The following is a 23,045-nucleotide window of genomic DNA, read 5'->3' on the forward strand; positions in this document are numbered from 1 at the left end:
GGGCACGGCGCCGCTGTGGCGGGCCGTGCCTTGTCTGTCAGTGGCTGGAAGCGCTGGCGGCACCGAGGCCGGTCTGGGCGCGAACGAACTGGTCGGCGTAGGCGTCACGCTCCTTGTCGGCGCGCACGCTGCGGTCAAGCCGGGAGACGACCACGATCACCAGGAACGCCAGCGGCATCGAGAACAGCGCCGGGTGGTCGTAAGGGAAGATCGCGTGGGCATTACCGAGCACGGTGACCCAGACGGCGGGTGACAGAATCACCAGCACCAGCGCGCAGATCAGGCCGGCGAAACCACCGATGATCGCGCCCTTGGTGGTCAGGCCTTTCCAGTACATGGCCATGATCAGCACCGGGAAGTTGGTCGAAGCGGCGATGCCAAAGGTCAGGCCCACCAGGAATGCGACGTTCATCTTCTCGAACAGGATGCCCAACAGAATCGCGATGATGCCCAGGCCGACAGTGGCCATGCGGGTCACGTGCATTTCCTGCTTCTCAGTGGCCTTGCCTTTCTTGAACACGGTGGCGTAGAGGTCGTGGGAAATCGCCGAAGCACCGGCCAGGGCCAGCCCGGAGACCACCGCCAGGATGGTGGCGAAAGCCACCGCCGCGAGGAAACCGAAGAACAGGTTGCCGCCCACCGCTTTGGCCAGGTGCATGGCGACCATGTTGCCGCCGCCCACCAGGGCGCCGCCGACTTCACCGTTGACGTAGTACTGCGGGTCGGTGCCGATGATCACCATCGCGGCAAAACCAAGGGTGCACACCACCAGAAAGAAGAAGCCGATGAAGCCGGTGGCGTAGAACACCGACTTGCGCGCTTCCTTGGCGTTGGGCACGGTAAAGAAACGCATCAGGATATGCGGCAGGCCGGCGATGCCGAACACCAGGCCCAGGGACATCGACGCGGTGTTGATCGGGTCGGCGAGCATTGAGCCCGGCCCCATGATGTTCCAGCCACTGGCGTGAGCCTCGACGGCTTTGGTGGCCAGGGCTTCGTAGCTGAAACCGAACTGCGACATGGCCATGACCGCCAGGGTCGTACCGCCGGCGAGCAGCAATACCGCCTTGATGATCTGCACCCAGGTAGTGGCGATCATGCCGCCGAAGATCACATAGACCAGCATCAACGCGCCAACGATAACGACGGCGACCGGGTAGTCGAGACCGAACAGCAACTTGATCAACTGGCCGGCACCGACCATCTGCACGATCAGGTAGCAACACACCACCGTCAGCGAACCGAAAGCAGCAAAGATCCGCACCTTGTTCTGGTCCAGTCGATAGGAAACGATGTCGGCGAAGGTGTAGCGCCCCAGGTTGCGCAGGCGCTCGGCCATCAGGAAGGTGATGATCGGCCAGCCGACGAAAAAGCCGATGGTATAGATGAAGCCGTCGTAGCCCTTGGCGAACACCAGGCTGGACAGCCCCAGCAGCGTGGCCGCGGACATGTAGTCACCGGCAATCGCCAAACCGTTCTGGAACCCGGTGATACCGCCGCCAGCGGTGTAGAAGTCCGAGGTGGATTTGGTCTGGCGCGCCGCCCACCAGGTAATGGCCAGCGTGCCGAGGACGAACACAAAGAACATGCCGATCGCATGCAGGTTCAGCGGTTGTTTTTCCACCGTGCCCAGTGCGGGCGCAGCCAGCACCACGGAGGCCGGCAGCAGGCAGGCTGCGGCGAGGATCAGTTTACGCAGCGAAGTCATCACTTGCTCTCCTCGAGAATGGCGGCGCCAAGGGCGTCGAACCGGGTGTTGGCGCTGTAGACGTACCAGCCCGTCAGTAGCCAGGAAAAGATGATGATCGCCGCGCCAACCGGCATGCCCAGGGTCAACATCCGATGCTCGGCGATCGGTGCGTGCAGCCATTGCGGGGCGAACGCGACCACCAGCATGAAGGCGTAGTAAGTCACGAGTACCGCGGCACTGAGCGACCAGGCCAGGCGCGAACGGCTGCTCACCAATTGAAGGAATTTCGGATTGGACCGAATACGTTCACAGCGTTGGGTATCGGTTGAATGGATGTCGATCATGGGTGGCTCCACCTTGTTTTTTGTTATCGGTGCTTTTGGTATCAGGGGCGGGGCAGGGCGGAATTCGGCCTGCACGAGCCCGAGGCGGCAGGTAAAGACACCTGCCGCCTGACGGGTACAACGTCGATTCGGTTAGAGCGCCTTGGCCCTGTCGCGCAGGACGTACTTCTGGACCTTGCCGGTCGATGTCTTCGGCAGCAGGGTGAAGATCACCGTGCGCGGGACTTTGAAACCGGCCAGGTGTTCGCGGCAGAAACTGATGATGTCGGCCTCGCGCACGTCCTGGTGATCGGCCTTCAAGGTGATGAAGGCGCAGGGGGTTTCCCCCCATTTTTCATCGGGACGGGCCACGACTGCCGCTTCCATCACGCCCGGATGGCGATAGAGCACGCCTTCGAGTTCAATGGTGGAAATGTTCTCGCCGCCGGAAATGATGATGTCCTTGAGCCGGTCCTTGATCTCGACATAACCGTCGGGATGACAGACCGCCAGGTCGCCGGTGTGGAACCAGCCGCCTTCAAACGCTTCGGCGGTGGCGGTCGGGTTTTTCAGGTAGCCCTTCATCACGGTGTTACCGCGCATGAAAATCTCACCGATGGTCTGACCGTCCCGCGGGGTCGGTTCCAGGGTCTTCGAGTCCGCGACCATCACGCCTTCGAGTGTCGGATAGCGCACGCCCTGGCGGGATTTGACCTGCGCCCGCTCCTCCAGCGGCAGTTCGTCCCACTCGGCATGCCAGGCACAGAGCGTCACCGGGCCATAGGTTTCGGTCAGGCCATAGACGTGGGTGACCTTGATGCCCATTTCTTCCACCGCACCGATCACCTTGGCCGGTGGTGCGGCGCCGGCGACCATGGCGTTGACCGGGTGATCGATGGCCGCCTTCGCCGACTCCGGCATGTTGACCAGGGCATTGAGCACAATCGGCGCTGCACAGAGGTGAGTGATCTGATGCTCACGGATCAGCGTGAGGATTTTCTGCGGATCGACCCGGCGCAGGAACACATGCACACCGGCCAGCGCGGTGATGGTCCACGGGTAGCACCAGCCGTTGCAGTGGAACATCGGCAGGGTCCAGAGGTACACCGGATGGTTGCCCATGGCCCAGGTCATCTGGTTGCCCAGGGCGTTCAGGTAAGCACCGCGATGATGATAGACCACGCCCTTGGGGTTACCGGTGGTGCCGGAGGTGTAGTTCAGCGAGATGGCTTGCCATTCGTTCACCGGCCAGTGCCAGTCGAAGGCCGGGTCGCCCTCGGCCAGCAGCGCTTCATAGTCCAGGTCGCTGACGGCCTCGCCCTCACCGTACTCGGGATCATTGACGTCGATGACCAGCGGCGGGTGATCCAGCATGCCGATCGCCGCGTGAATCACGCTATGAAACTCGCGGTCGGTGATCAGCACCTTGGCCTCGCCATGCTGCAGCATGAAGGCAATGGCTTCGGCATCCAGGCGCACATTAAGCGGGTTGAGCACGGCGCCGATCATCGGCACGCCGAAGTGCACTTCAAGCATCTCTGGAATGTTCGGCAGCATCACCGCCACCGTGTCGTTCTTGCCGATGCCGCGCCCGGCCAGCGCCGAGGCCAGGCGCCGGCAGCGGGTGTAGGTCTGCGCCCAGGTGCGACGAATCGAACCGTGGATCACGGCGGGGTAGTTGGGGTAAACGCTGGCGGTGCGCTCGATGAAGCTGAGCGGAGACAGGGCAATGTGATTGACAGCCGCAGGGCCTAGCCCTTGTTCATAGATCGACATGTGCGGGTACTCGGTGGCTGATTGTTAGCTCTATGGTGGCCTTGCAGCGTCGCCGCTGAGGTCACCTTTTATGTCCGGTGTGCTTTATATAACATTCAGCCATAGATATGGAAGTACAACCTATAGCGTATAGTAAATATACTATAGATGATTCTTGAGGTTCTAAATGAATGCGGTCTTACCCCCAAGGCCGGTATATCCTTGGTTTCCCTGACGAAGGACCCGTGATGACCCTGACCCCCGTTCGATTGCACAGTTGGTTGCGCCTGCAGCGCGAGGGCGTGTCCCTGGCCACCCGGGCCGATGCCTTGTGCCGTGCGTTGCAGGATTGCCCCGAGGTGCGTCGGGCGGTTTATCTGAGCTGGCAAGCCAAATCGCGGATCTACAGTCACGAAGGTGCCGCCCAGCATTTTCCACCGGGCCTGGGTGACCCTTCGCAAGCCAGCGATCAACGGCTGTTCGAGCGCCTGGTCGAAGCGGGGCGGCTGGATCTGGCGCAAGTGCGGCAACTCGATTGCTGGCTGGCCGGCCGACTGCGCCGGGCCGCCATCAGTCATGGTCAGGTCTTCGACCTGGCCTTGCAGCCGGGCCAGCCGGGGTTGTTGCTGGTAGAAGTGTGCGAGGGCGTGAGCCTTGACTGGCTGGGCTGGGTCCAGGATTTGCTGACCACCCTGCTCGCCAGCGTCAACGGCATGCTGCGAGGCTCGCCGCTATTGGGCCACGATCCGCAGCCGAGTCTGTTGCTCGATGCCCAGGGCCGGCCGCTGGAGTTCAATGCGGCGCTGATGGCATTGCTCGCGGAAAAACCGCTGACCGAGGTGCCGGGCTTTCTGCCGGTGAATCACCGGGTGCTGGTGCGCGCCTGTCTCGACCAGCAACGTGCCATCGAAGGGGTCGAGGCCCAGTTCGAAGCGCAGATCCTGATCTGGACCTTTATCCCCGATCCCCAGGACAACCGCGTCCTCGCCCGTTGTCGCGACGCCACCGCACAAGTGCTGGCCGAGCGCGAAGCGACCAAGGCGCGCAGGCTGTACCGGCTGATCATCGAGAACACCACCGACCTGATTTCCCGACACACCCCGGACGGGCGCTTTCTCGATGCATCGCCGGCGTCCTGGACCTTGCTCGGCTACTGGCCGGAAGAGTTGCGCGGGCAAATGGCCCAGGGCCTGTTCCATGGCCAGGACCTGGCCAGCCTGGTACAGCGCGCACGCGATGCCCTGGAGCAGGACGGTTACCACACCATGACCTATCGCATTCGCCATCGGGACGGGCACTACCTGTGGTTCGAAACCGCCAGCCGGGCGATTCGGGAAACCTACACCGGTGCGGTGGTCGAAGTGGTCAGCGTCTCCCGGGACATCACCGCCCGGGTGCAGGCCGAGGAGAACAAGCGGCGCCTGGCCGAAGTGGTCGAGGTCAACACCGATCCGGTGCTGTTCATCGACCCCGAGGGGCAAGTCACCTATCTCAACCCGGCGGCGCGGCGCATCCTCGGGGTCGACGAGCAACAGCCGATGCCGACCCTGGCGCAGTTGTTCGCCAGCAGCGACCTGGCCCGCCTGCAACGCGACGGCTGGAGCGGCGCCGAGCGCAACGGGGTGTGGAGCACCGATGCCCGCTTGCAACCCCCGGGCGGCGGCACGTCGGTGCCGGTATCGCTGGTGCTGCTGGCGCACCGTTCCGCCGGCGGCGAGCGCTATTACTCATTGGTGGCGCGGGACATGACCGAGCACGAACTGCGCGAAGTGCAACAGCGCCGCCATCAGGACGAACTGGCGCACACCGCGCGGCTGGTGACCCTGGGGGAACTGGCCTCGGGCATCGCCCATGAAATCAATCAGCCGCTGGCGGCCGTGGTCAATTATGCCAACGCCAGCCAGCGTTATTTGCAGACGCTGGACTCCAACCCCGAGGCCGCCGCCAGAGTCGCGCAAGGACTGGAACGCATCACCCACCACGCGACCCATGCCTCGGAGGTCATCCGGCGTTTGCGGGCCTTCCTGCGCAAGGGGCAGCGGCGCATGCAGGCCCTGAATTTCACCGACGTCGCCCGCGAGGCCGTGCGCTTGTGCGCCTGGGAAGCGAACAATTGCCAAGTGGCAATCGAGGATCGACTGCCGGATAATCTGCCGCCGGTTTATGCCGACCGGGTGCTGCTGGAGCAGGTCTTGCTCAATCTGCTGCGCAATGCCATCGACGCCAACCGCGAACAGCATCCGGGACAGCCTTCACTGATTGTGATGGCGGCCGGGCAGGGCAGTGGCGCGACGGTGGAAATCAGCGTGCAGGACCAGGGCCCGGGCGTCAGCGAGCCGGAGCTTGAGCAGATATTTACCCCGTTCTACACCAGCAAAGCCGAGGGTCTGGGGCTCGGGCTGTCCATGAGCCGCAGCATCATCGAAGGGTTCGGTGGCGAGCTGCAGGCCCATCGCCAGCCGGTCGGGCTGCTGATGTGTTGCCGCTTGCCGCTGGCCGGTCCGACAAAACAACAACAGGAATAATGCAATGGCAGGTGCGACTGAGCACGTGGTGTATGTGGTCGACGACGATCAAGGCATGCTCGATTCAACGGTCTGGCTTCTGGAATCGGTGGGGCTCAAGGCCTTGCCGTTTACCAGTGGCGTGGCGTTTCTCAATGCCTGTGATGCGACTCTCGATGCTTGCGTGCTGCTCGATGTACGCATGCCCGGCATGGGCGGCTTGAACGTCCAGGAAGAAATGCGCGCACGGGAGTTGAATCTGCCGATCATCTTCGTCAGCGGTCACGCCGATGTGCCGATCGTGGTTCGAGCGTTCAAGGCCGGCGCCCATGACTTCATCGAGAAACCCTACAACGAGCAATTGCTGCTGGACAGCGTACAACAGGCCCTGAGCAACTGCGCGGCCAACCGCTCGGGCAATCAGGGCCACGACGCCCTGCAGGCGCGCCTGCTCACCCTGACGCCTCGCGAGCGCGACGTCTTGTTGCCGCTGGTGCAGGGTTACACCACCCGTGAAATCGCCGAGCAACTGGGGGTGAGCGCCAAAACCGTCGATCTGTATCGCTCGCGGGTGATGAAGCGCATGCAGGCCAGCACCTTGCCGGACCTGGTGGGCATGGCGATCGCCGCGCAACTGGTCGATCCATTGAAGCTGCGTTGAGACCTCGCGTTCTCCAGCGAGGGTCTATGCTGGGCTAACCGATCCCCTTACCTTGCAGTGATCTGCAAAGAGGCATCCATGGAGCCCACGTCCCTCTCCGAGAAAGCACTCACGCGCACGCTGCTGGATGTCTTGATTCGTGCCGGGCTGATCGCCGTACTGGTGCTGTTCTGCTTCGAGATATTCGCCCCGTTCCGCGACTTGATGCTGTGGTCGCTGATTCTGGCGATCACCCTTTACCCGCTGCAAACGCGGCTCAAGGGGTCGCTGGGTCGCAAGGATGGCGTGGTTGCAACGCTGATCGTGCTGGTTGCGATCGTTATCCTCATGGTGCCGATCTACCTGTTGGGCATCTCGATTGCCGATTCGGTCGAGCACTCGATGGAAATCGTCAAGGGCGGTGAGTTTCATATTCCGCCGCCCACTGAGTCAGTTGCCCATTGGCCGTTGATCGGCGAGCCTCTCTCGACACTCTGGCTGCAGGCTTCAACCGATCTTCCCGACCTGGCAGCGAAATACCTGCCGCAGATAAAACACGCCAGCCTGAGCCTGTTGAGCAAGCTTGCCGGCGTCGGCATGGGTTTGCTGATGTTCATTTTTGCCTTGATCATTGCCGGGATCATCATGGCCTATGGCGAAGAGGGCAGCCGCAGTGCGATACAGATTGCATCGCGCCTCAGCGGCTCGGAGAAGGGCCGGAAAATTGCCGGACTGTGCACCGCCACGATCCGTGCGGTGGCACTGGGGGTGGTCGGCATCGCCTTCATCCAGATGCTGCTGGTGGGCCTGGGTTTCGTGTTCAAGGGCGTTCCCGGCGCAGGTTTGCTGGCGCTGGCCGTGCTGTTGCTGGGCATCATGCAACTGCCGGCGACCCTGATTACGCTTCCCGTGATCGCCTATGTGTTCGCCACCGAAGGGGCCAGCACGGCGACGATCGTCTTCGCCGTCTATGTCTTCGTCGCCGGCCTGGTGGATAACGTGCTCAAGCCATTGCTGCTGGGCCGCGGTGTCGATGTACCCATGCCGGTAATATTGATCGGCGCCCTGGGCGGCATGGTCACCAGCGGCATCATCGGGCTGTTCATCGGCCCGGTGGTGCTGGCGGTCGGGTATCAATTATTCTGGCAGTGGGTGCAGGACCGGCCGCACGAAGGAGGAGGGCAGTCACTGTGAGTGCGCAGAAAAATGAGCTGCTGGAGCAGGTATTGATCGCCCATGGCGGGCTGGAACGCTGGAACAGCTTCGACAAGGTACGCGCCACGATCGTGACCGGCGGTTCGCTCTGGGCCATGAAAGGCCTTACCCAGGACAGCGCACCACGGCAGATGACCGTTTGGCTGCATGAACAGCGCGCCTCGGTGACGCCTTTCGGCGGACCTGATCAATTGACGGCCTTCACAGCGGATCGAATCGCCATCGAAAAGACCGACGGCAAGGTGATCGCCGAACGCTCGGCACCCAGGGAATCCTTCCGCGACCATGGCGAAAACAGCTCATGGGATCCGCTGCACCGTGCGTACTTCAACGGTTACGCGCTCTGGTCTTACCTGACCATGCCTTTCCAGTTCACCTGGCCGGGCGTCGCCACCGAAGAAATCGAACCCTGGCAAGAGGGCACTCAGCACTGGCGACGCCTGCGGGTGACCTTTCCCGAGCACATCGCCACCCACTGCGCGGTGCAGGATTTCTACTTCGGCGAGGACTTTCTGCTGCGTCGCCACGACTACAAGGTGGACATCAGCGGCGGCCTGCCTGCCGCCCAGTATGTGAGCGACTACGTCGAGGCAGACGGGCTGCGCATGCCGGGCAAGCGGCGCGCCTATCGACGCGGGCCTGATGGCCAGGCCGACTCGGGGGCTTTGCTGGTGGCGATCGACCTCAGTGACATCGGCTACTCGTAATGCAACACGGAGGAATGAATCATGACCGTGCATGCCTGGGAAAAGCTCTACCTCGATGACCTGCACCTGGGTCAGAAATTCGAGAGTGACACCGTTCGCGTCGACCTGCAGGCAATGCTGGCGTTTGCCCAGGCGTTCGACCCGCAACCCTTCCACCTCGATCCGGAAGCAGCCAGCCTGAGCCTGTTCGGCGGTCTGGCGGCCAGTGGCTGGAACACCGCGGCGCTGACCATGAAAATGCTGGTGGCCAGCGTGCCATTGGCGGACGGGATCATTGGTCTGAACATTGAACTGAGCTGGCCGACGCCGACCTATCCAGACGACGTATTGCGCCTCAAATGCACCGTGCAAGCCATTGAGCCGTCCGCTTCCAAGCCGGATCGGGGCGTGGTGACGATGCTCATGGAAACCCTCAATCAGAACGACAAGGTGGTGCAACGGGCGACGGGCAAGCTGCTGGTGTTCAATACGCCGGCGCCTGATTGAACAGACGCTTCACAGAGGCCGCTTGAGGTAGTGGGCAAATTCCCTTGCCAATTGCGACGGCAGTATCGCTGAGCATTGAGTCAGCCTATACTTCATTTGACTGAAAAATTAGTTCATTTGAATGGAGTGGGCATGAACACATCGACAGCCGCTCGGCGTCCGGCCGCAAAGAAGGATGAACCTCGTGAAATCGGGATCGCCGCGTTTTGGCGTTTCAGTTTCAATCGAGAACTGCTCAAGGACTCGGAGCGCTTGCAGCAGATCAAGTCGGGATTTCCAGCCTCTCTTGTCCAGGCCCTGCGCCAGACCTTCGACCTGCAGGAGCGCAGTGTGGAAACGCTGCTCAATGCGTCGATCTCTACGCTCGAAAGGCGTCGGCGTGAGCAAAAAAACCTGGACCCTGTCGCTTCCGAACGTCTTGATCGCATAGCCACGGTCTCTCATCTGGCTGAAGAGGTGTTCGAGAACAAGGTGAACGCCGCGCACTGGATGTCGACGCCGAACAAAGCGCTCGGCGGCATTGCCCCGATCATGCTCTGCGAAACCGAGATCGGGGCCAGGCAGGTGCGCCGTGTGCTCCATGCACTGGAGTGGGGCGGCGCGGCCTGATGCGGGCCTGGCGCATCGCAAAGGCGAAACGTGCGACCGACCTTTCAGGCATGGGCGCCGCTATCGAGGGTGGGCGTTGGAATGATCAGGATGTACCCGCCGTCTACATGGGGCTGACTCCGGCAATCTGCTGTCTGGAAACCTTCGTCCACGCAGGGGGCGAACCGACGTTCCCGATGAAAATCACCTGCTTCGAACTGCCCGACGATCCCACGCTGTTTTTGCAGCCTGATCCGAAGACGTTGCCGGACGGTTGGGCGAGCCTTCCCGCTGACCGCCCAAGTATGGATTTCGGTACCGCCTGGCTGAGGGCGAACACGCACCTGGGGTTGATCGTGCCTTCGGCCGTGCTGGCCCTGGAACGCAATGTGGTGATCAATCCAGGTCACCCGGCGGTCTCTGAGATCAAAGTGGTCGACGTGTTCGATTTCATGTACGACCCTCGCATGTTCGCGTAGGAGCCACGAGCGAAGGCGTCCGGTCAGTCGACATCAATGCCGGATGCCAGTCCGCCTTCGCGAGCAAGCCCGCTCCCACACACCCGAACCGGATCAGACAATCCCGGTCAGGTAATACACCCCAATCACGAAAAACGCCGCCAGTACCTTGAAGATGGTCATCCCGAAAATATCCTTGTACGCCTGACGGTGGGTCAGACCGGTGACCGCCAGCAAGGTGATGACCGCGCCGTTGTGGGGCAGGGTATCCATGCCGCCAGCGGCCATTGCCGCCACGCGATGCATGACTTCCAGGGGGATGTGCGCGGCGTTGGCCGAGGCGATGAAGGTATCGGACATGGCGGCAAGCGCAATGCTCATGCCGCCCGAGGACGACCCGGTGATACCGGCCAGCAAGTTGATAGTGATGGCCTGGTTGACCAGGGGATTGGGAATGACCTTCAGCGCCTCGACGACCGCAACGAAACCCGGCAACGCCGCGATGACTGCACCGAAGCCATATTCGGACGCGGTATTGAGGGTGGCAAGCATCGCACCGCTGACGGCGCTACGGCTGCCTTCGGCCAGTTTGCGAGCGATGGTGCGGTAGCTGAAGATGAAGACGGTGACGATCCCGACCAGCAACGCCGCCTGCACCGACCAGATGGCAATCATCTTCGACACCTGGGTCTGGATGGGCGCCTTCAGCCCTGGCAGATCGATTTCATACACACTGCCATACCATTGCGGTATCCAATGGGTGAAGGCCAGGTTCATCACACCCACCAGCAGCAACGGCAACAACGCTATCAGCGGGTGGGGCAGGGCGATGTCCTGCGGGGTTTCCGGTTCGTTGCGCAGATCGCTGCCGTAGCCTTCACCCGCACGCAGGGCCTTGCGCCGTTGGCGCTCGAGATAGAGCATGCCGCCGATCAGTATGAACAATGAACCCAGCACGCCCAGCCAGGGCGCGGCCCAGGATGTGGTGCCGAAAAACGTGGTGGGGATAATGTTCTGGATCTGCGGTGAGCCGGGCATCGCATCCATGGTAAAGGTGAACGCACCCAGGGCGATGGTCGCGGGCATGAGTCGCTTGGGAATATCGCTTTGACGGAACATCTCCGCCGCAAAGGGGTAGACCGCAAACACCACCACAAATAGCGAAACGCCGCCATAAGTGAGCAGCGCGCAGACCAGCACGATGACCAGCATGGCCTGGCTGCTGCCCAGCAGGTGAATGACTGATTTGACGATAGAGCGGGAAAAACCGGACAGCTCGATCAATTTGCCAAACACCGCTCCCAGCAGGAACACCGGAAAGTAGAGCTTGATAAAGCCGACCATCTTGTCCATGAAAATATCACTGAACGCCGGGGCTACCGCGCTGGGGTCAGTGAGCAGAACGGCAGCGAGTGCAGCGAGCGGCGCGAAGATAATGACGCTGTATCCCCGATAAGCAGCGAGCATTAAGGCGAACAACGCCAACAAGGCGATGATGACACTCATGGGATGTCCTTCGAGGCTGGGCCTGCAGCGCAGAGGAGGCGAATGAGAGGCTGCGCAGTGGCTGTGATTTTTTGTTGTCGGGCCGCGCAGGTGTCGCGGCCCTTTTTAGCCAGGCTGTACTTACTCTGCGATACCGGCGTACGGCACATCCTTGTGACCGTAGCGACGGACCCGGATGTTGGCCTGTTCGCCATGTCCGGCGAAGCCTTCCAGCGCACACAGGCGTGAGCAGTACTCACCGATGAGGGCCGAGGCTTCGTCGGTCATGACCTTCTGATAGGTGCAGGTCTTGATGAACTTGCCGACCCACAGGCCGCCGGTGTAGCGCGCGGCTTTCTTGGTGGGCAGGGTGTGGTTGGTGCCGATGGTCTTGTCGCCGTAGGAAACGTTGGTGCGCGGGCCGAGGAACAGGGCGCCGTAGTTGCGCATGTTGTTGAGGAAGAAGTCCGGATCACGGGTCATGACTTGCACATGCTCGAACGCCAGGTCATTAGCGATGGCCAGCATTTCCTGTTCGTCTTCGGCCACGATCACTTCGCCGAAACTCTCCCAGGCCTGGCGGGCGATCCCGGCAGTCGGCAGGATCAGCAGCAGGCGTTCGATTTCAGCCATGGTCTCGCGCGCCAGTTTTTCCGAAGTCGTCAGCAATATCGCAGGCGAGTCCGGGCCGTGTTCGGCTTGACCGAGGAGGTCAGTGGCGCAAATTTCCCCGTCGACCGTTTCGTCGGCGATCACCAGTGTTTCGGTGGGGCCGGCGAACAGGTCGATACCGACCCGGCCGAACAATTGGCGTTTGGCCTCGGCGACAAAAGCGTTGCCCGGGCCGACCAGCATATCGACTGGAGCAATGGATTTTGTACCCAGGGCCATGGCCCCGATCGCCTGGATCCCGCCCAGGCAATAAATCTCGTCGGCGCCCGCCATGTGCTGAGCGGCAACAATGGCCGGGGCCGGTTTGCCATGGAAAGGTGGGGCGCAGGTGATGATGCGCGGTACGCCGGCCACCTTGGCGGTAATCACCGACATGTGCGCGGAAGCCAGCAGCGGGTACTTGCCGCCCGGCACATAGCATCCGGCCGCATTGACCGGGATGTTTTTGTGGCCGAGGACCACCCCTGGCAGCGTTTCGACTTCCAGATCACGCAGGCTGTTACGTTGGTGCTGAGCGAAATTGCGCACCTGGGTCTGGGCGAACTCGATGTCGGAGATGTCGCGCTTGGTCAACTGCGCCATGCAGGCATCGATCTCGGCGCTGGTGAGTCGGTAGTCCTCGCGATCAAGGTTGTCGAAGCGAATGGAGAGCTCGCGAACCGCGGCATCGCCACGTTCTTCGATGTCGGCCAGGGTCTTTTCGACCGTGTCACGCACTTCACGGGCTGCCGATTTGATGACGGACGCTTCCGCGCCTTTTTTGAGCCAAGTTGCCATGGGATAGATTCCTGAGCGTTGTTGTTTTTGAATTTGCATACGTATGCAATGAGAGCAATCCTATGTCATTCTCAAGGCCGATGAAAAGGGGGTGGAGAAAAAAGAGCCGGGCGGTTCGCAGCAGAGGGCATGAGTTGCGTCGCAAAACGGGCAGGCTGCACACGTCGCTGGCAATGGCAGGTATGATCGACATTTCAATACTCGGCGCGCACGCAAAATGGCAGATTCCAACGACCCACCCCGGCATCCGATCACGGCCCATGATGTGGCCAGGTTGGCGGGTGTCTCCCAGTCGGCGGTCTCGCGAACCTTCACCAAGGGCGCCAGTGTTTCACCCAAGACTCGGCAGAAGGTCGAAGAAGCGGCAGCAGCCCTGGGTTATCGACCCAATCAGTGGGCCCGCTCGCTGATCAAGCGCCGCTCCAATCTGATCGGCGTCGTCGCGCCCAGCATGGAGAACCCCTTTTATTCGGCGGTGCTGGAGGCCTTGTCGGCAGCGTTCGAAGAGTTGGGTTATCGCGTGCTGCTGTTCTCCACCGCCAACCACGAAGACTCCGATCCGGTGCTCGAAGAAGTCCTTGGCTATCGCGTTGAAGCACTGGTCCTGGTCTCGGCGAGCCTGTCTTCGCGATTCGCCCAGGAGTGCAGGCAAACCGGTTTGCCCGTGGTGCTGCTCAATCGTCGAAATGACAGCAGCAGCATCTCCAGTGTGACCAGCGACAATGCCCAGGGCAGCCTGGAAATTGCGCAGTTCCTGGTTGCCGGTGGCCATCAAAAGCTGGCTTTTATCGCCGGTAAGGAAAGCTCTTCGACCAGTCGCGATCGGGAAAGAAGTTTTGTCGACGCGCTGCAACGTCTCGGGCATCCAGCGCCGCAGCGCGAAGTGGGGCATTACACCTTTGACGGAGCAATGGATGCCACTCGCCGTCTGCTGTCGAGCGCCACTCCACCCGACGCGATTTTTTGCGCGAACGACATCATGGCGCTGGGCGCCATCAACGTTGCTCGCGAGGAGTTCGGGCTCCAACCTGGCCATGACATTTCAATCGTCGGTTTCGATGATATTGCCCTGGCGTCCTGGCCGGTCTTTGCGCTGACCACTTACGTTCAACCGGTTGGCGCCATGGTCAGTCGTGCGGTCGGCATCATCTGCGCGCAATTGGAGAACCCGGATACCCCGGCGATTCAAGAGGTCGTTCGAGGGCAGTTGATCGTGCGCAACAGCTCGAAAATTCCCGAGTCCGGGGTAAAGCAGGGCGCTGATTGCCTTGTCTGGCAAGCGCAGGACTAGTCATCAGCCGAGCCTGTTTTCGACGGCAGAACCCCTCAGGCGAACTCGAACGCACTGCGCTTATACAGGCGCGTCGGAACGGGCTGCGAATGGGGTGTTAAAAAATGTTATGAAGAAAAAATACTTCACATGATTAGATCATTGGTGGATGATCTCCCCAACCGGTAGGACACCCCTGCTTTCCTCTGGAGTACCCCATGAATAACAAGAAGGTCGGTGTTGTCGGGCTGGGCGCGATGGGTCTGGGCATTGCCCGCTCGTTGTTGCGCAGCGGTTTCGATGTGCATGCCTGTGATGTGCGGGCCGGCGTCACCGAACAGTTCAGCGGGGAGGGCGGCGTGGCGTGCTTGTCACCGTCGCACATGGCCGCTGAGTGTGAGGTCATCATTATCGTGGTGGTCAATGCCGAGCAGACCGAGACCGTATTATTCGGTGAAGGTGGTGCTGTGGCCGCACTGCGCCCCGGTAGCCTGGTGATCGGCTGCGCCACGGTCGCCCCGACTTACGCCGTGGATCTGGGCCGGCGTCTGGCCGCTCTGGGCCTGTTGTACCTGGATGCACCGATTTCCGGGGGCGCCGCCAAGGCTGCCGCTGGCGAGATGACCATGATGACCTCGGGCCCGGCCGACGCCTATGCCCAGGCCGAGTCGATACTGGCGGGCATGGCTGGCAAGGTCTATCGCCTGGGTGACGTCCATGGCCTGGGTTCGAAGGTCAAAATCATCAACCAACTGCTCGCCGGGGTGCATATTGCCGCCTCTGCCGAGGCCATGGCGCTGGGTCTGCGTGATTTCCCTGGCATCGAATTGCCGACTGCCAAGCCTGATTCTGTTTGAGGAGCACCCCATGACTACCTCCACCGCACGCCCGCTGCTGGGCTGCATCGCTGACGATTTCACCGGCGCCACGGACCTGGCCAACATGCTGGTACGCGGCGGTATGCGCACCGTGCAAAGCATCGGTATCCCGAGCGCGGAAGTTGCCGCCGGGCTTGACGCCGATGCGATCGTCATTGCCCTGAAGTCGCGTACCACGCCGGTCGCCGAAGCGGTCGAACACTCTCTCGCCGCACTGGCCTGGCTGCGCGAACAAGGCTGCGAGCAGATCTTTTTCAAGTATTGCTCGACGTTCGACTCCACCGCGGCCGGCAATATCGGCCAGGTCAGCGAAGCGTTGCTGGCTGCACTGGGCAGCGACTTTACCCTGGCCTGCCCGGCGTTCCCGGAGAATGGCCGGACGATTTTTCGTGGCCACCTGTTTGTGCAGGATCAGTTGCTCAGCGAGTCCGGCATGCAACATCACCCACTGACTCCGATGACCGATGCCAACCTGGTTCGGGTGCTGCAATCGCAGACCCGGCTGAATGTCGGCCTGTTGCGCTATGACACCATTGCCCGCGGCCCTGAGCAGGTGCGTGCGCGAATCGCAGAGCTGCGAGCTCAAGGGGTCGGCATGGCCATCGCCGATGCCTTGTCGGACAGCGATCTGTACACCCTCGGTACCGCCTGCGCCGATCTTCCATTGTTGACGGGTGGATCGGGGCTGGCCCTGGGCTTACCGGACAACTTCCGTCGCGCCGGCAAGTTGCGCCACCTCGATGCCTCGAAACTTCCGGCGGTGTCCGGCGGGGAAGTGGTATTGGCCGGCAGTGCTTCGATCGCTACCAATGGACAAGTGGCGGCCTGGCTCGAAGCAGGCCGACCGGCCCTGCGCATTGATCCGTTGGCCTTGGCCGCGGGTAAACCGGTGGTGGCGCAGGCCTTGCACTTCGCCCGTGATAACCGGCAAACGGTATTGATCTACGCCACCAGTTCACCCGAAGAGGTCAAGCTGGTGCAACAGCAACTCGGCGTGGAGCAAGCCGGCAGCCTGGTGGAAAACGCCTTTGGTGAAATTGCACAAGGTCTGCGCCAGAGTGGGGTGCGCCGTTTTGTGATCGCCGGCGGGGAAACCTCGGGCGCTGTGGTTCAGGCGTTGGGCGTACAGCTGCTGCAGATCGGCGCGCAGATCGATCCGGGGGTGCCGGCAACCGTCAGCAGTACTGACGAGCCTTTGGCGCTGGCACTCAAATCGGGCAACTTCGGTGGCCGCGACTTCTTCAGCAAAGCGTTGAATCAACTGGCCAGAGGTGTGCAATGAGCACTGAAAATGCGTTGCGCGAAGAGATTTGCGAGGTGGGTCGCAGCCTTTACCAACGCGGATACACCGTCGGCAGCGCCGGCAACATCAGCGCGCGCCTGGACGACGGATGGCTGATCACGCCGACGGATGTCTGCCTCGGGCGCCTTGATCCGGCGAGCATCGCCAAGGTCAACCTGGCCGGCGAATGGGTGTCCGGTGACAAGCCTTCCAAGACCCTGGCGCTGCATCGCCAGGTCTACGACCGCAACCCGAGTGTCGGCGGTGTGGTGCATACCCACTCGACCCATCTGGTGGCGTTGACGCTGGCAGGCGTCTGGCAGCCGGACGACATCCTGCCGCCGCTGACGCCGTATCAGGTGATGAAAGTCGGGCATATCCCGTTGATTGGCTATCAACGCCCCGGCTCATCAAAGGTAGCCGAGCAGGTCGCCCAGTGGGCCAATCGTGTTCGTGGCGTGATGCTCGAACGGTTGGGGCCCGTGGTCTGGGAGAGCTCGGTGTCCAGGGCCAGTTATGCGCTGGAAGAGCTTGAGGAAACCGCGAGACTCTGGCTGATGAGTCAGCCCAAACCCGAACCTCTTGACCAGGCGGCTCTGGATGAACTGCGAGAGACCTTCGGTGCGCTCTGGTAGTCCGTTGTTTCAGGCCGGGGTCTAGTCAGACGGCAGCAACAGTTCGACACCCTGCTTGCGGATGCCATCGGCCGCGGCAGGGGTCAACGCGTCGTCGCTGAGGATGATATCGAACTGCTCGAGCCCGGCAATCCTGTACAGGCTGAAGGTACCGTATTTCGAACTGCTGGCCACCAGCACCACTTGCGAGGCCGATTGCATCGCGGCTTGTTTGACCTCTACCTTCAGTGCCGAAGGCGTGGTGAGGCCGCGACGTAAATCCCATGAGCTGGACGATATGAACGCGATGTCGGTGACGATTTGACGCAAGGTGGCCACCGCCAGGCTGCCCACGCACGATTGATTGGAGTGATCCAGCTGCCCGCCGGTATGAATCACCGTGACGTGGGGGGCTTCGATCAGTGCCTGGACGATGCCGAAGTCGTTGGTCACCACGGTCATGCCGGACAGTGCCTTGATGTAGGGGACGATTTCCAGGGTGCTGGTCCCCGCATCCAGGTAGATCGTCATATCGGCATGCAGTAGCCGGGCGGCGAGCTTGGCCATGGCTTGCTTCTGCGGCAACTCGACCACGGCCTTGAGCTGATGACTGGGTTCACTGTGGAGCTGGCTGGCGATTCGTACCCCACCCGTTACCGAGTAAGCACGGCCCTCCTGCTCCAGCAACGCGATATCGCGACGTATGGTCATGTGCGAGCAGTCGAACATTTCCATCAATTGATGAACGCTCAGCACCTGATGCTTGCGCAGCTGTCGCAGCATTGATTCACGGCGCTGTTCAGGAATCATCGGTGCGCCGCTTTCGGCGGCGAGGTCCTTCTGACTAGGCATTCGGGCTCCTGGGCAAGGAAAGCGGACAGTAAGGGTAACGTTCAAGCATGGTAGCGAATCCGTAGCTGGATCAGTAGAGACAATAATGGGGGGCGTGGCGCTTCCCCAACAACGGGAACAGGCCGCGCACGTCCGGCAGCGAAGAGCTGATTCGGCAATGCACGGCAGCGATTCCTGTGTAGGAGCTGGCTTGTCGGATCGCCGCGCCGCAGCGAAGGCGGTGTGTCAGTCAATGAAGATGTTGAATGAACGGACGCCTTCGCTGGCAAGCCAGCTCCTACAGGGTTTTGTGCTGGGCACAATATTCGTGCAACGGCAGCGATTCCTGTGGGAGCGAGCTTGCTCGCGAAGACGGCGGCACATTCAACATCCATGTGACTGATACACCGCTTTCGCGAGCAAGCTCGCTCCCACAGGGGATGGTGCTTGGCCGTTAGAGGGCGTCGCGGGATGGTTGGCCATCGACCAGGCGCTGGATCTGCAGCGGATTGCCATTCTTCAAGGCTTCGGGCAGCAAGCTGTCCGGGTAGTTCTGGAAGCACACCGGCCGCAGGAAGCGATCGATCGCCAAGGTACCCACCGATGTCCCGCGCGCATCGGACGTCGCCGGATACGGCCCGCCATGGACCATCGAATCGCAGACTTCCACACCGGTCGGATAACCGTTGAGCAGGATCCGCCCGACCTTCTGTTCCAGCAACGCTGTCAGCTCGCCGAACTGCTCGAAATCTGCCGGTTCGCCAATGATGGTCGCCGTCAGCTGTCCGTGCAGACCGTTCAACGCGGCACTCAGTTGTGCCTGGTCCGCGACTTCGACGAACACCGTAGTCGGCCCGAACACTTCCTCTTGCAGTACTTCATCGCCATCGATCAGCAGACTGACATCCGCCTTGAACAGCTGCGGCTGGGCCTGATTGCCTTGTTGCGGGCGGCCGGCCAGGTGTTCGATGTGCGGATGCGCGAGGAGGTTTTGCAGACCCTTGCCATAACTGCTCAACGTCCCGGCATTGAGCATGGTTTGCGCCGGCTGATCACCCATCAACCCGGCCACCTGCTGCACGAACGCACTGAACTGCGGTGAACGAATCCCGATCACCAGGCCCGGGTTGGTGCAGAACTGACCGCAACCCTGTACCACCGAAGCGGTCAGGTCACGGGCCACGCTTTCTGCGCGCGCTGCCAGTGCCTGGGGCAGCACGAGCACCGGGTTGATGCTCGACATTTCGGCGAACACCGGGATCGGCTGAGGACGGGCGGCGGCCATGTCGCACAACGCCCGGCCGCCCTTGAGCGAACCGGTGAAGCCCACCGCCTGGATCGCCGGATGCTTGACCAGCGCTTCGCCGACCCCGGCGCCGTAGATCATGTTGAACACGCCCGCCGGCATCGCGGTTTTTTCCGCGGCGCGGATGATCGCATCGGCGACCCGCTCGGCCGTGGCCATGTGCCCGCTATGGGCCTTGAACACCACCGGGCAGCCGGCGGCCAATGCCGAAGCGGTGTCACCGCCGGCAGTGGAAAAGGCCAAGGGAAAATTGCTCGCGCCGAACACCGCCACCGGTCCGAGGCCGATGCGGTACTGGCGCAGGTCGGGACGCGGCAACGGCTTGCGCTCCGGCAATGCCTGATCGATGCGGGCACCGTAGAAATCACCGCGCCGCAGCACCTTGGCGAACAGGCGCATCTGACCGCTGGTGCGACCGCGTTCGCCTTGAATGCGTGCGACTGGCAGCGCGGTTTCGCGGCAGACCAGGGCGACGAACTCATCGCCCAAAGCATCGAGTTCATCGGCCACCGCATCAAGAAACTGCGCCCGACGCTCGGCGCTCAGGTTGCGATACGCCGGGTAAGCCGCGGCGGCAGCCTTGGCGGCGGCGTCGACTTCTTCCAGGGTGGCCTGGTGGAAATCGTGGGGCAAGGCTTCGCCGGTGCTGGCGTCGACGCTTTTGACGATGACAGTGCCGGCAGCGCTGCGCTGACCGCCGATGTAGTTGTGGCCGATAATCGTGGACATTTCTGGCTCCAGTAAAGGATGTCCCCTTGCGGGGATGTCAGGACAACAGGGGAGGAGAGCAGGGATTCAGGTGACTGCGCCAATCTGCCAGGGCACAAACTCGTTCTGCCCGTAACCGTGCTGCTCGCTCATGCTGCGATCGCCCGAAGCAATGCGCAGCATGAGTTTGAAGATGGCTTCACCGCATTCTTCGATGGTCAGGGTGTCTTCGGCGATCTCGCCGCAGTTGATGTCCATGTCTTCGCGCTGGCGGTTCCACAAGGCGGTATTGGTCGCCAGTTTGATCGACGGGGAGGGCGCACACCCGTAGGCAGAGCCACGTCCGGTGGTGAAGGCGATCAGGTTGGCGCCACCGGCCACTTGGCCAGTCGCCGAGACCGGGTCGTAGCCTGGGGTATCCATGAACACCAGGCCTTTGGCGCTGACCACCTGGGCGTACTCATAGACATCGACCAGGTTGCTGGAGCCTGCCTTGGCCACGGCCCCCAGGGATTTTTCGAGGATGGTGGTCAAGCCGCCGACCTTGTTTCCGGCCGAAGGGTTGTTGTTCAGTTCTGCGCCCATGCGTGCGCAATACGCTTCCCACCAATGGATCCGGGCAATGAGTTTTTCGCCCACCGCGCGGTTGACCGCCCGGCGGGTCAGCAGGTGTTCGGCACCATATATTTCCGGGGTTTCGGACAGGATGGCCGTACCACCACAGGCCACCAGGCGATCCACGGCATTACCCAGCGCAGGGTTGGCGGTAATTCCGGAATAACCGTCCGAGCCGCCACATTGCAATCCAATCACCAGATGCCTGGCACTCACGGGTTCGCGCTTGACCTGGTTGGCCTCCTCAAGCAACGCCTTGACCTGGGCGATGCCGCTGGCGACTGCTTTGGCGGTACCGCCGCTGTCCTGGATGCTGAAGGTGCGCAGGGTATTGCTGCGGCTCAGGCCCTGAGTGCTGAGCAACCCTTCGATCTGGTTGGTCTCGCAGCCCAGCCCGATCACCAGCACGGCGGCAAAATTGGCGTGGGTGGCGTAGCCGGCCAATGTCCGGCGCAACAGGGCCAGGCCTTCGCCGGCGGGGTCCACGGCGCAGCCGGCGGAGTGGGTCAGGGCCACTACACCATCGACGTTGGGGTACGCCAGTAGCGCGGCAGGGTTAATGTCGCGTCGGAAGTGGTCGGCGATGGCACGGGCGACGGTGGCCGAGCAATTGACCGAGGTCAGGATACCGATGTAGTTGCGTGTCGCCACACGACCGTCCGCACGCACGATCCCCATAAACACAGGCTCGCTGTGCAGAGGCTCGTCGGGTTTCACATCGACGCTGAATGCATAGTCACGGGCAAAATCGCCCATGGTCAGGTTGTGCACATGCACATGATCACCGGCTTCGATGACCCCGGTTGAAAAACCGATGATCTGCCCGTAACGACGCAAGGGCTGGCCGGCTTCGACTTGACGTGCGGCGATCTTGTGGCCAGCGGGTACGGGTTGGCGCACGGTCACGCCTTCCTGCTCGAGTACTTCACCCGCGATCAACGGCCGACGGGCGATCAACACATCGTCCAGAGGGTTGAGGCGCAGGACGGCGGCTGCACCGGTTTTCATGATCAATTGCATCGCAAACTCACTGGCTATGAAGCGGTGGGGGTCGCAGGCAAACGGGCTGCGCCTTACCTTTGTTGCCGCACTATAAGAGTCCCGGGACGGCGTTGCCTAATGAGACCTTTGGATTGATCGATAACCTTTTCTCATTGGTTGTGGGATTTTTGAGTGAAAAATCGCTCAACGGTCGCCGGCTTCCCGTCGCAGCCGGGCGAATTCCAGCAAGGTATCGGCGAATTCCCGGGCGGCTTCGGACAGCGGCTCGTCCTTGCGCGTGATGATGCCGTAGTCCTGAGGTTCGACCTTGAACGGCGTGTTGAGCACTTTGAGCAAACCGCTCTGGACCTGGGACTGGACCATGGACTCGGGCAACATCGCGAGCATCGGTCCCGATTGCAGAAGTTGCAGGAAGGTGGGCATCGAGATGGTTTCGACCGTGTTGGTGGGCGTGCGCATGTTGAACTCGGTGAAGGCACTTTCCATCCGACGGCGTATGGGGGCATTGAACGGATACATGACCCAGGGCCAATCGCTGAGTTGCTCGGTCGCTACCTCGTCGAACTGCGCGAGGGGATGGCGACTGTTAACCACCAGGCAAAAGGGCTCGGGCCCTAGCGCACGAAATTCGAACCGTTGCAGATAACGTTCATCGGTGAAGCGGGCAATGATCAGATCGAGTTTTTTATGTTCGAGCATTTCCAGCAGTTGATTGCTGGTTTGCTCGATCACTTCGATGGACAGCATGGGGCGGTCCAGCTTGATGCGGGTGATGGCCTCGGGCAGCACGACCGAGGTCGCGGCGAATATCGCGCCGACTTTCAAATGGCCATGTCCACCTTTGCGCAGCTTATTGAGCTGATCGACGAATGATTGCGTGTCGTCCAGCGTCATCCGCGCATAGCGGACCACAAACTCGCCCAATTCAGTCAAGACCATGCTGCGGGTTTGCCGTTCGAACAACGCAAAACCCAACAACACCTCAATGTCGCGCAGCATCTTGCTGATGGCTGGCTGGGTCAGATTCATCAGTTCGGCCGTGGTGTGCATGTTGCGCGTCCTGGCCAGCGTATCGACCAGCATCAGATGCTTGATCTTGAGCCATTTGCTGACACTGGCGTACGAAATTTCGTCGTTTTCCATAAGGCGCTCAATCGGGTTGATAACGAAACGATATCAAATGCTGAAAATATGTCATTGGGATTTATCGACCAAGTCCACTAGTTTTTGTCCCGTCGC

19 protein-coding genes and 1 pseudogene are annotated in these 23,045 nt (G+C 61.4%); 11 read left to right on the plus strand and 9 right to left on the minus strand.

What is annotated here, in order from left to right; all coding sequences use genetic code 11:
- Positions 1-37: 37 nt before the first annotated feature.
- From ACA067_RS14120 to ACA067_RS14130, 3 genes are all read right to left on the minus strand, one after another.
- Complete coding sequence (locus ACA067_RS14120; protein WP_497462326.1) at positions 38-1,708, minus strand: cation acetate symporter; 1,671 nt, start codon at positions 1,706-1,708, stop codon at positions 38-40.
- Positions 1,708-2,034, minus strand: coding sequence for a DUF485 domain-containing protein (locus ACA067_RS14125; RefSeq protein ID WP_497462327.1), 327 nt, complete (start codon positions 2,032-2,034; stop codon positions 1,708-1,710). Before ACA067_RS14125 ends, ACA067_RS14120 begins: the two co-directional genes overlap by 1 nt.
- Positions 2,035-2,166: 132 nt before the next feature.
- Entirely contained in the window at positions 2,167-3,789 is a 1,623-nt protein-coding gene (locus tag ACA067_RS14130) for an acyl-CoA synthetase (protein ID WP_497462328.1), read from the minus strand.
- A 227-nt stretch (positions 3,790-4,016) separates the two neighbouring features.
- Between ACA067_RS14130 and ACA067_RS14135 the strand changes: the two genes are divergently transcribed.
- The 7 genes from ACA067_RS14135 to ACA067_RS14165 all read left to right on the plus strand — a co-directional run bounded on the left by ACA067_RS14135 (position 4,017) and on the right by ACA067_RS14165 (position 10,387).
- A complete protein-coding gene (locus ACA067_RS14135) occupies positions 4,017-6,293 on the plus strand; it encodes a PAS domain-containing sensor histidine kinase (RefSeq protein ID WP_497462329.1) in 2,277 nt (758 codons plus the stop codon).
- Between the two features lie 4 nt (positions 6,294-6,297).
- Positions 6,298-6,933: a response regulator transcription factor gene (locus ACA067_RS14140; RefSeq protein ID WP_497462330.1), complete on the plus strand. Its 636-nt coding sequence runs from the start codon at positions 6,298-6,300 to the stop codon at positions 6,931-6,933.
- 78 nt (positions 6,934-7,011) lie between these two features.
- The gene (locus tag ACA067_RS14145; RefSeq protein WP_497462331.1) at positions 7,012-8,106 is read left to right on the plus strand and encodes an AI-2E family transporter; all 1,095 of its coding nucleotides are present in this window, start codon (positions 7,012-7,014) and stop codon (positions 8,104-8,106) included.
- Positions 8,103-8,834: a hypothetical protein gene (locus ACA067_RS14150; protein ID WP_497462332.1), complete on the plus strand. Its 732-nt coding sequence runs from the start codon at positions 8,103-8,105 to the stop codon at positions 8,832-8,834. Before ACA067_RS14145 ends, ACA067_RS14150 begins: the two co-directional genes overlap by 4 nt.
- A 21-nt stretch (positions 8,835-8,855) precedes the next feature.
- Positions 8,856-9,320, plus strand: a complete 465-nt coding sequence (locus ACA067_RS14155; protein WP_497462333.1) for a MaoC family dehydratase — start codon at positions 8,856-8,858, stop codon at positions 9,318-9,320.
- 132 nt (positions 9,321-9,452) lie between these two features.
- Positions 9,453-9,929, plus strand: coding sequence for an Xre family toxin-antitoxin system antitoxin (locus ACA067_RS14160; RefSeq protein ID WP_497462334.1), 477 nt, complete (start codon positions 9,453-9,455; stop codon positions 9,927-9,929).
- On the plus strand, positions 9,929-10,387 hold the full coding sequence (locus ACA067_RS14165) for an RES family NAD+ phosphorylase (protein WP_497462335.1): 459 nt from the start codon (positions 9,929-9,931) through the stop codon (positions 10,385-10,387). Before ACA067_RS14160 ends, ACA067_RS14165 begins: the two co-directional genes overlap by 1 nt.
- 93 nt (positions 10,388-10,480) lie before the next feature.
- Here ACA067_RS14165 and ACA067_RS14170 read toward each other — a convergent pair whose 3' ends face one another.
- Together ACA067_RS14170 and hisD are read right to left on the minus strand one after the other, a co-directional pair.
- A complete protein-coding gene (locus ACA067_RS14170; protein ID WP_497462336.1) occupies positions 10,481-11,872 on the minus strand; it encodes a GntP family permease in 1,392 nt (463 codons plus the stop codon).
- A gap of 120 nt (positions 11,873-11,992) precedes the next feature.
- Positions 11,993-13,300: a histidinol dehydrogenase gene (hisD, locus tag ACA067_RS14175; RefSeq protein WP_497462337.1), complete on the minus strand. Its 1,308-nt coding sequence runs from the start codon at positions 13,298-13,300 to the stop codon at positions 11,993-11,995.
- A gap of 217 nt (positions 13,301-13,517) precedes the next feature.
- On the opposite strand from hisD, the gene ACA067_RS14180 reads away from it, so the two are divergent.
- From ACA067_RS14180 to otnC, 4 genes and pseudogenes are all read left to right on the plus strand, one after another.
- Entirely contained in the window at positions 13,518-14,591 is a 1,074-nt protein-coding gene (locus ACA067_RS14180) for a LacI family DNA-binding transcriptional regulator (RefSeq protein ID WP_497462338.1), read from the plus strand.
- Positions 14,592-14,788: 197 nt separating this feature from the next.
- Positions 14,789-15,382, plus strand: a pseudogene (locus ACA067_RS14185) (NAD(P)-dependent oxidoreductase); the annotation flags it as partial.
- Between the two features lie 55 nt (positions 15,383-15,437).
- On the plus strand, positions 15,438-16,730 hold the full coding sequence (otnK, locus tag ACA067_RS14190) for a 3-oxo-tetronate kinase (RefSeq protein WP_497462339.1): 1,293 nt from the start codon (positions 15,438-15,440) through the stop codon (positions 16,728-16,730).
- Positions 16,727-17,365 (plus strand): 3-oxo-tetronate 4-phosphate decarboxylase, encoded by a 639-nt coding sequence (gene otnC / locus ACA067_RS14195; protein ID WP_497462340.1) that lies wholly within the window; start codon positions 16,727-16,729, stop codon positions 17,363-17,365. The genes otnK and otnC overlap by 4 nt, the downstream gene beginning before the upstream one ends.
- A 21-nt stretch (positions 17,366-17,386) precedes the next feature.
- On the opposite strand, the gene ACA067_RS14200 is transcribed toward otnC, so the two are convergent.
- The 4 genes from ACA067_RS14200 to ACA067_RS14215 form a co-directional block, all read right to left on the minus strand.
- Positions 17,387-18,196, minus strand: coding sequence for a DeoR/GlpR family DNA-binding transcription regulator (locus ACA067_RS14200; protein WP_497462341.1), 810 nt, complete (start codon positions 18,194-18,196; stop codon positions 17,387-17,389).
- 433 nt (positions 18,197-18,629) lie between these two features.
- Entirely contained in the window at positions 18,630-20,210 is a 1,581-nt protein-coding gene (locus ACA067_RS14205; protein ID WP_497462342.1) for an aldehyde dehydrogenase (NADP(+)), read from the minus strand.
- Between the two features lie 66 nt (positions 20,211-20,276).
- The gene (locus ACA067_RS14210) at positions 20,277-21,824 is read right to left on the minus strand and encodes a UxaA family hydrolase (protein WP_497462343.1); all 1,548 of its coding nucleotides are present in this window, start codon (positions 21,822-21,824) and stop codon (positions 20,277-20,279) included.
- 165 nt (positions 21,825-21,989) lie between these two features.
- Positions 21,990-22,949: a LysR family transcriptional regulator gene (locus ACA067_RS14215; protein ID WP_497462344.1), complete on the minus strand. Its 960-nt coding sequence runs from the start codon at positions 22,947-22,949 to the stop codon at positions 21,990-21,992.
- Positions 22,950-23,045: the final 96 nt, after the last annotated feature.

It is taken from the genome of Pseudomonas sp. LBUM1674 (assembly GCF_059695635.1).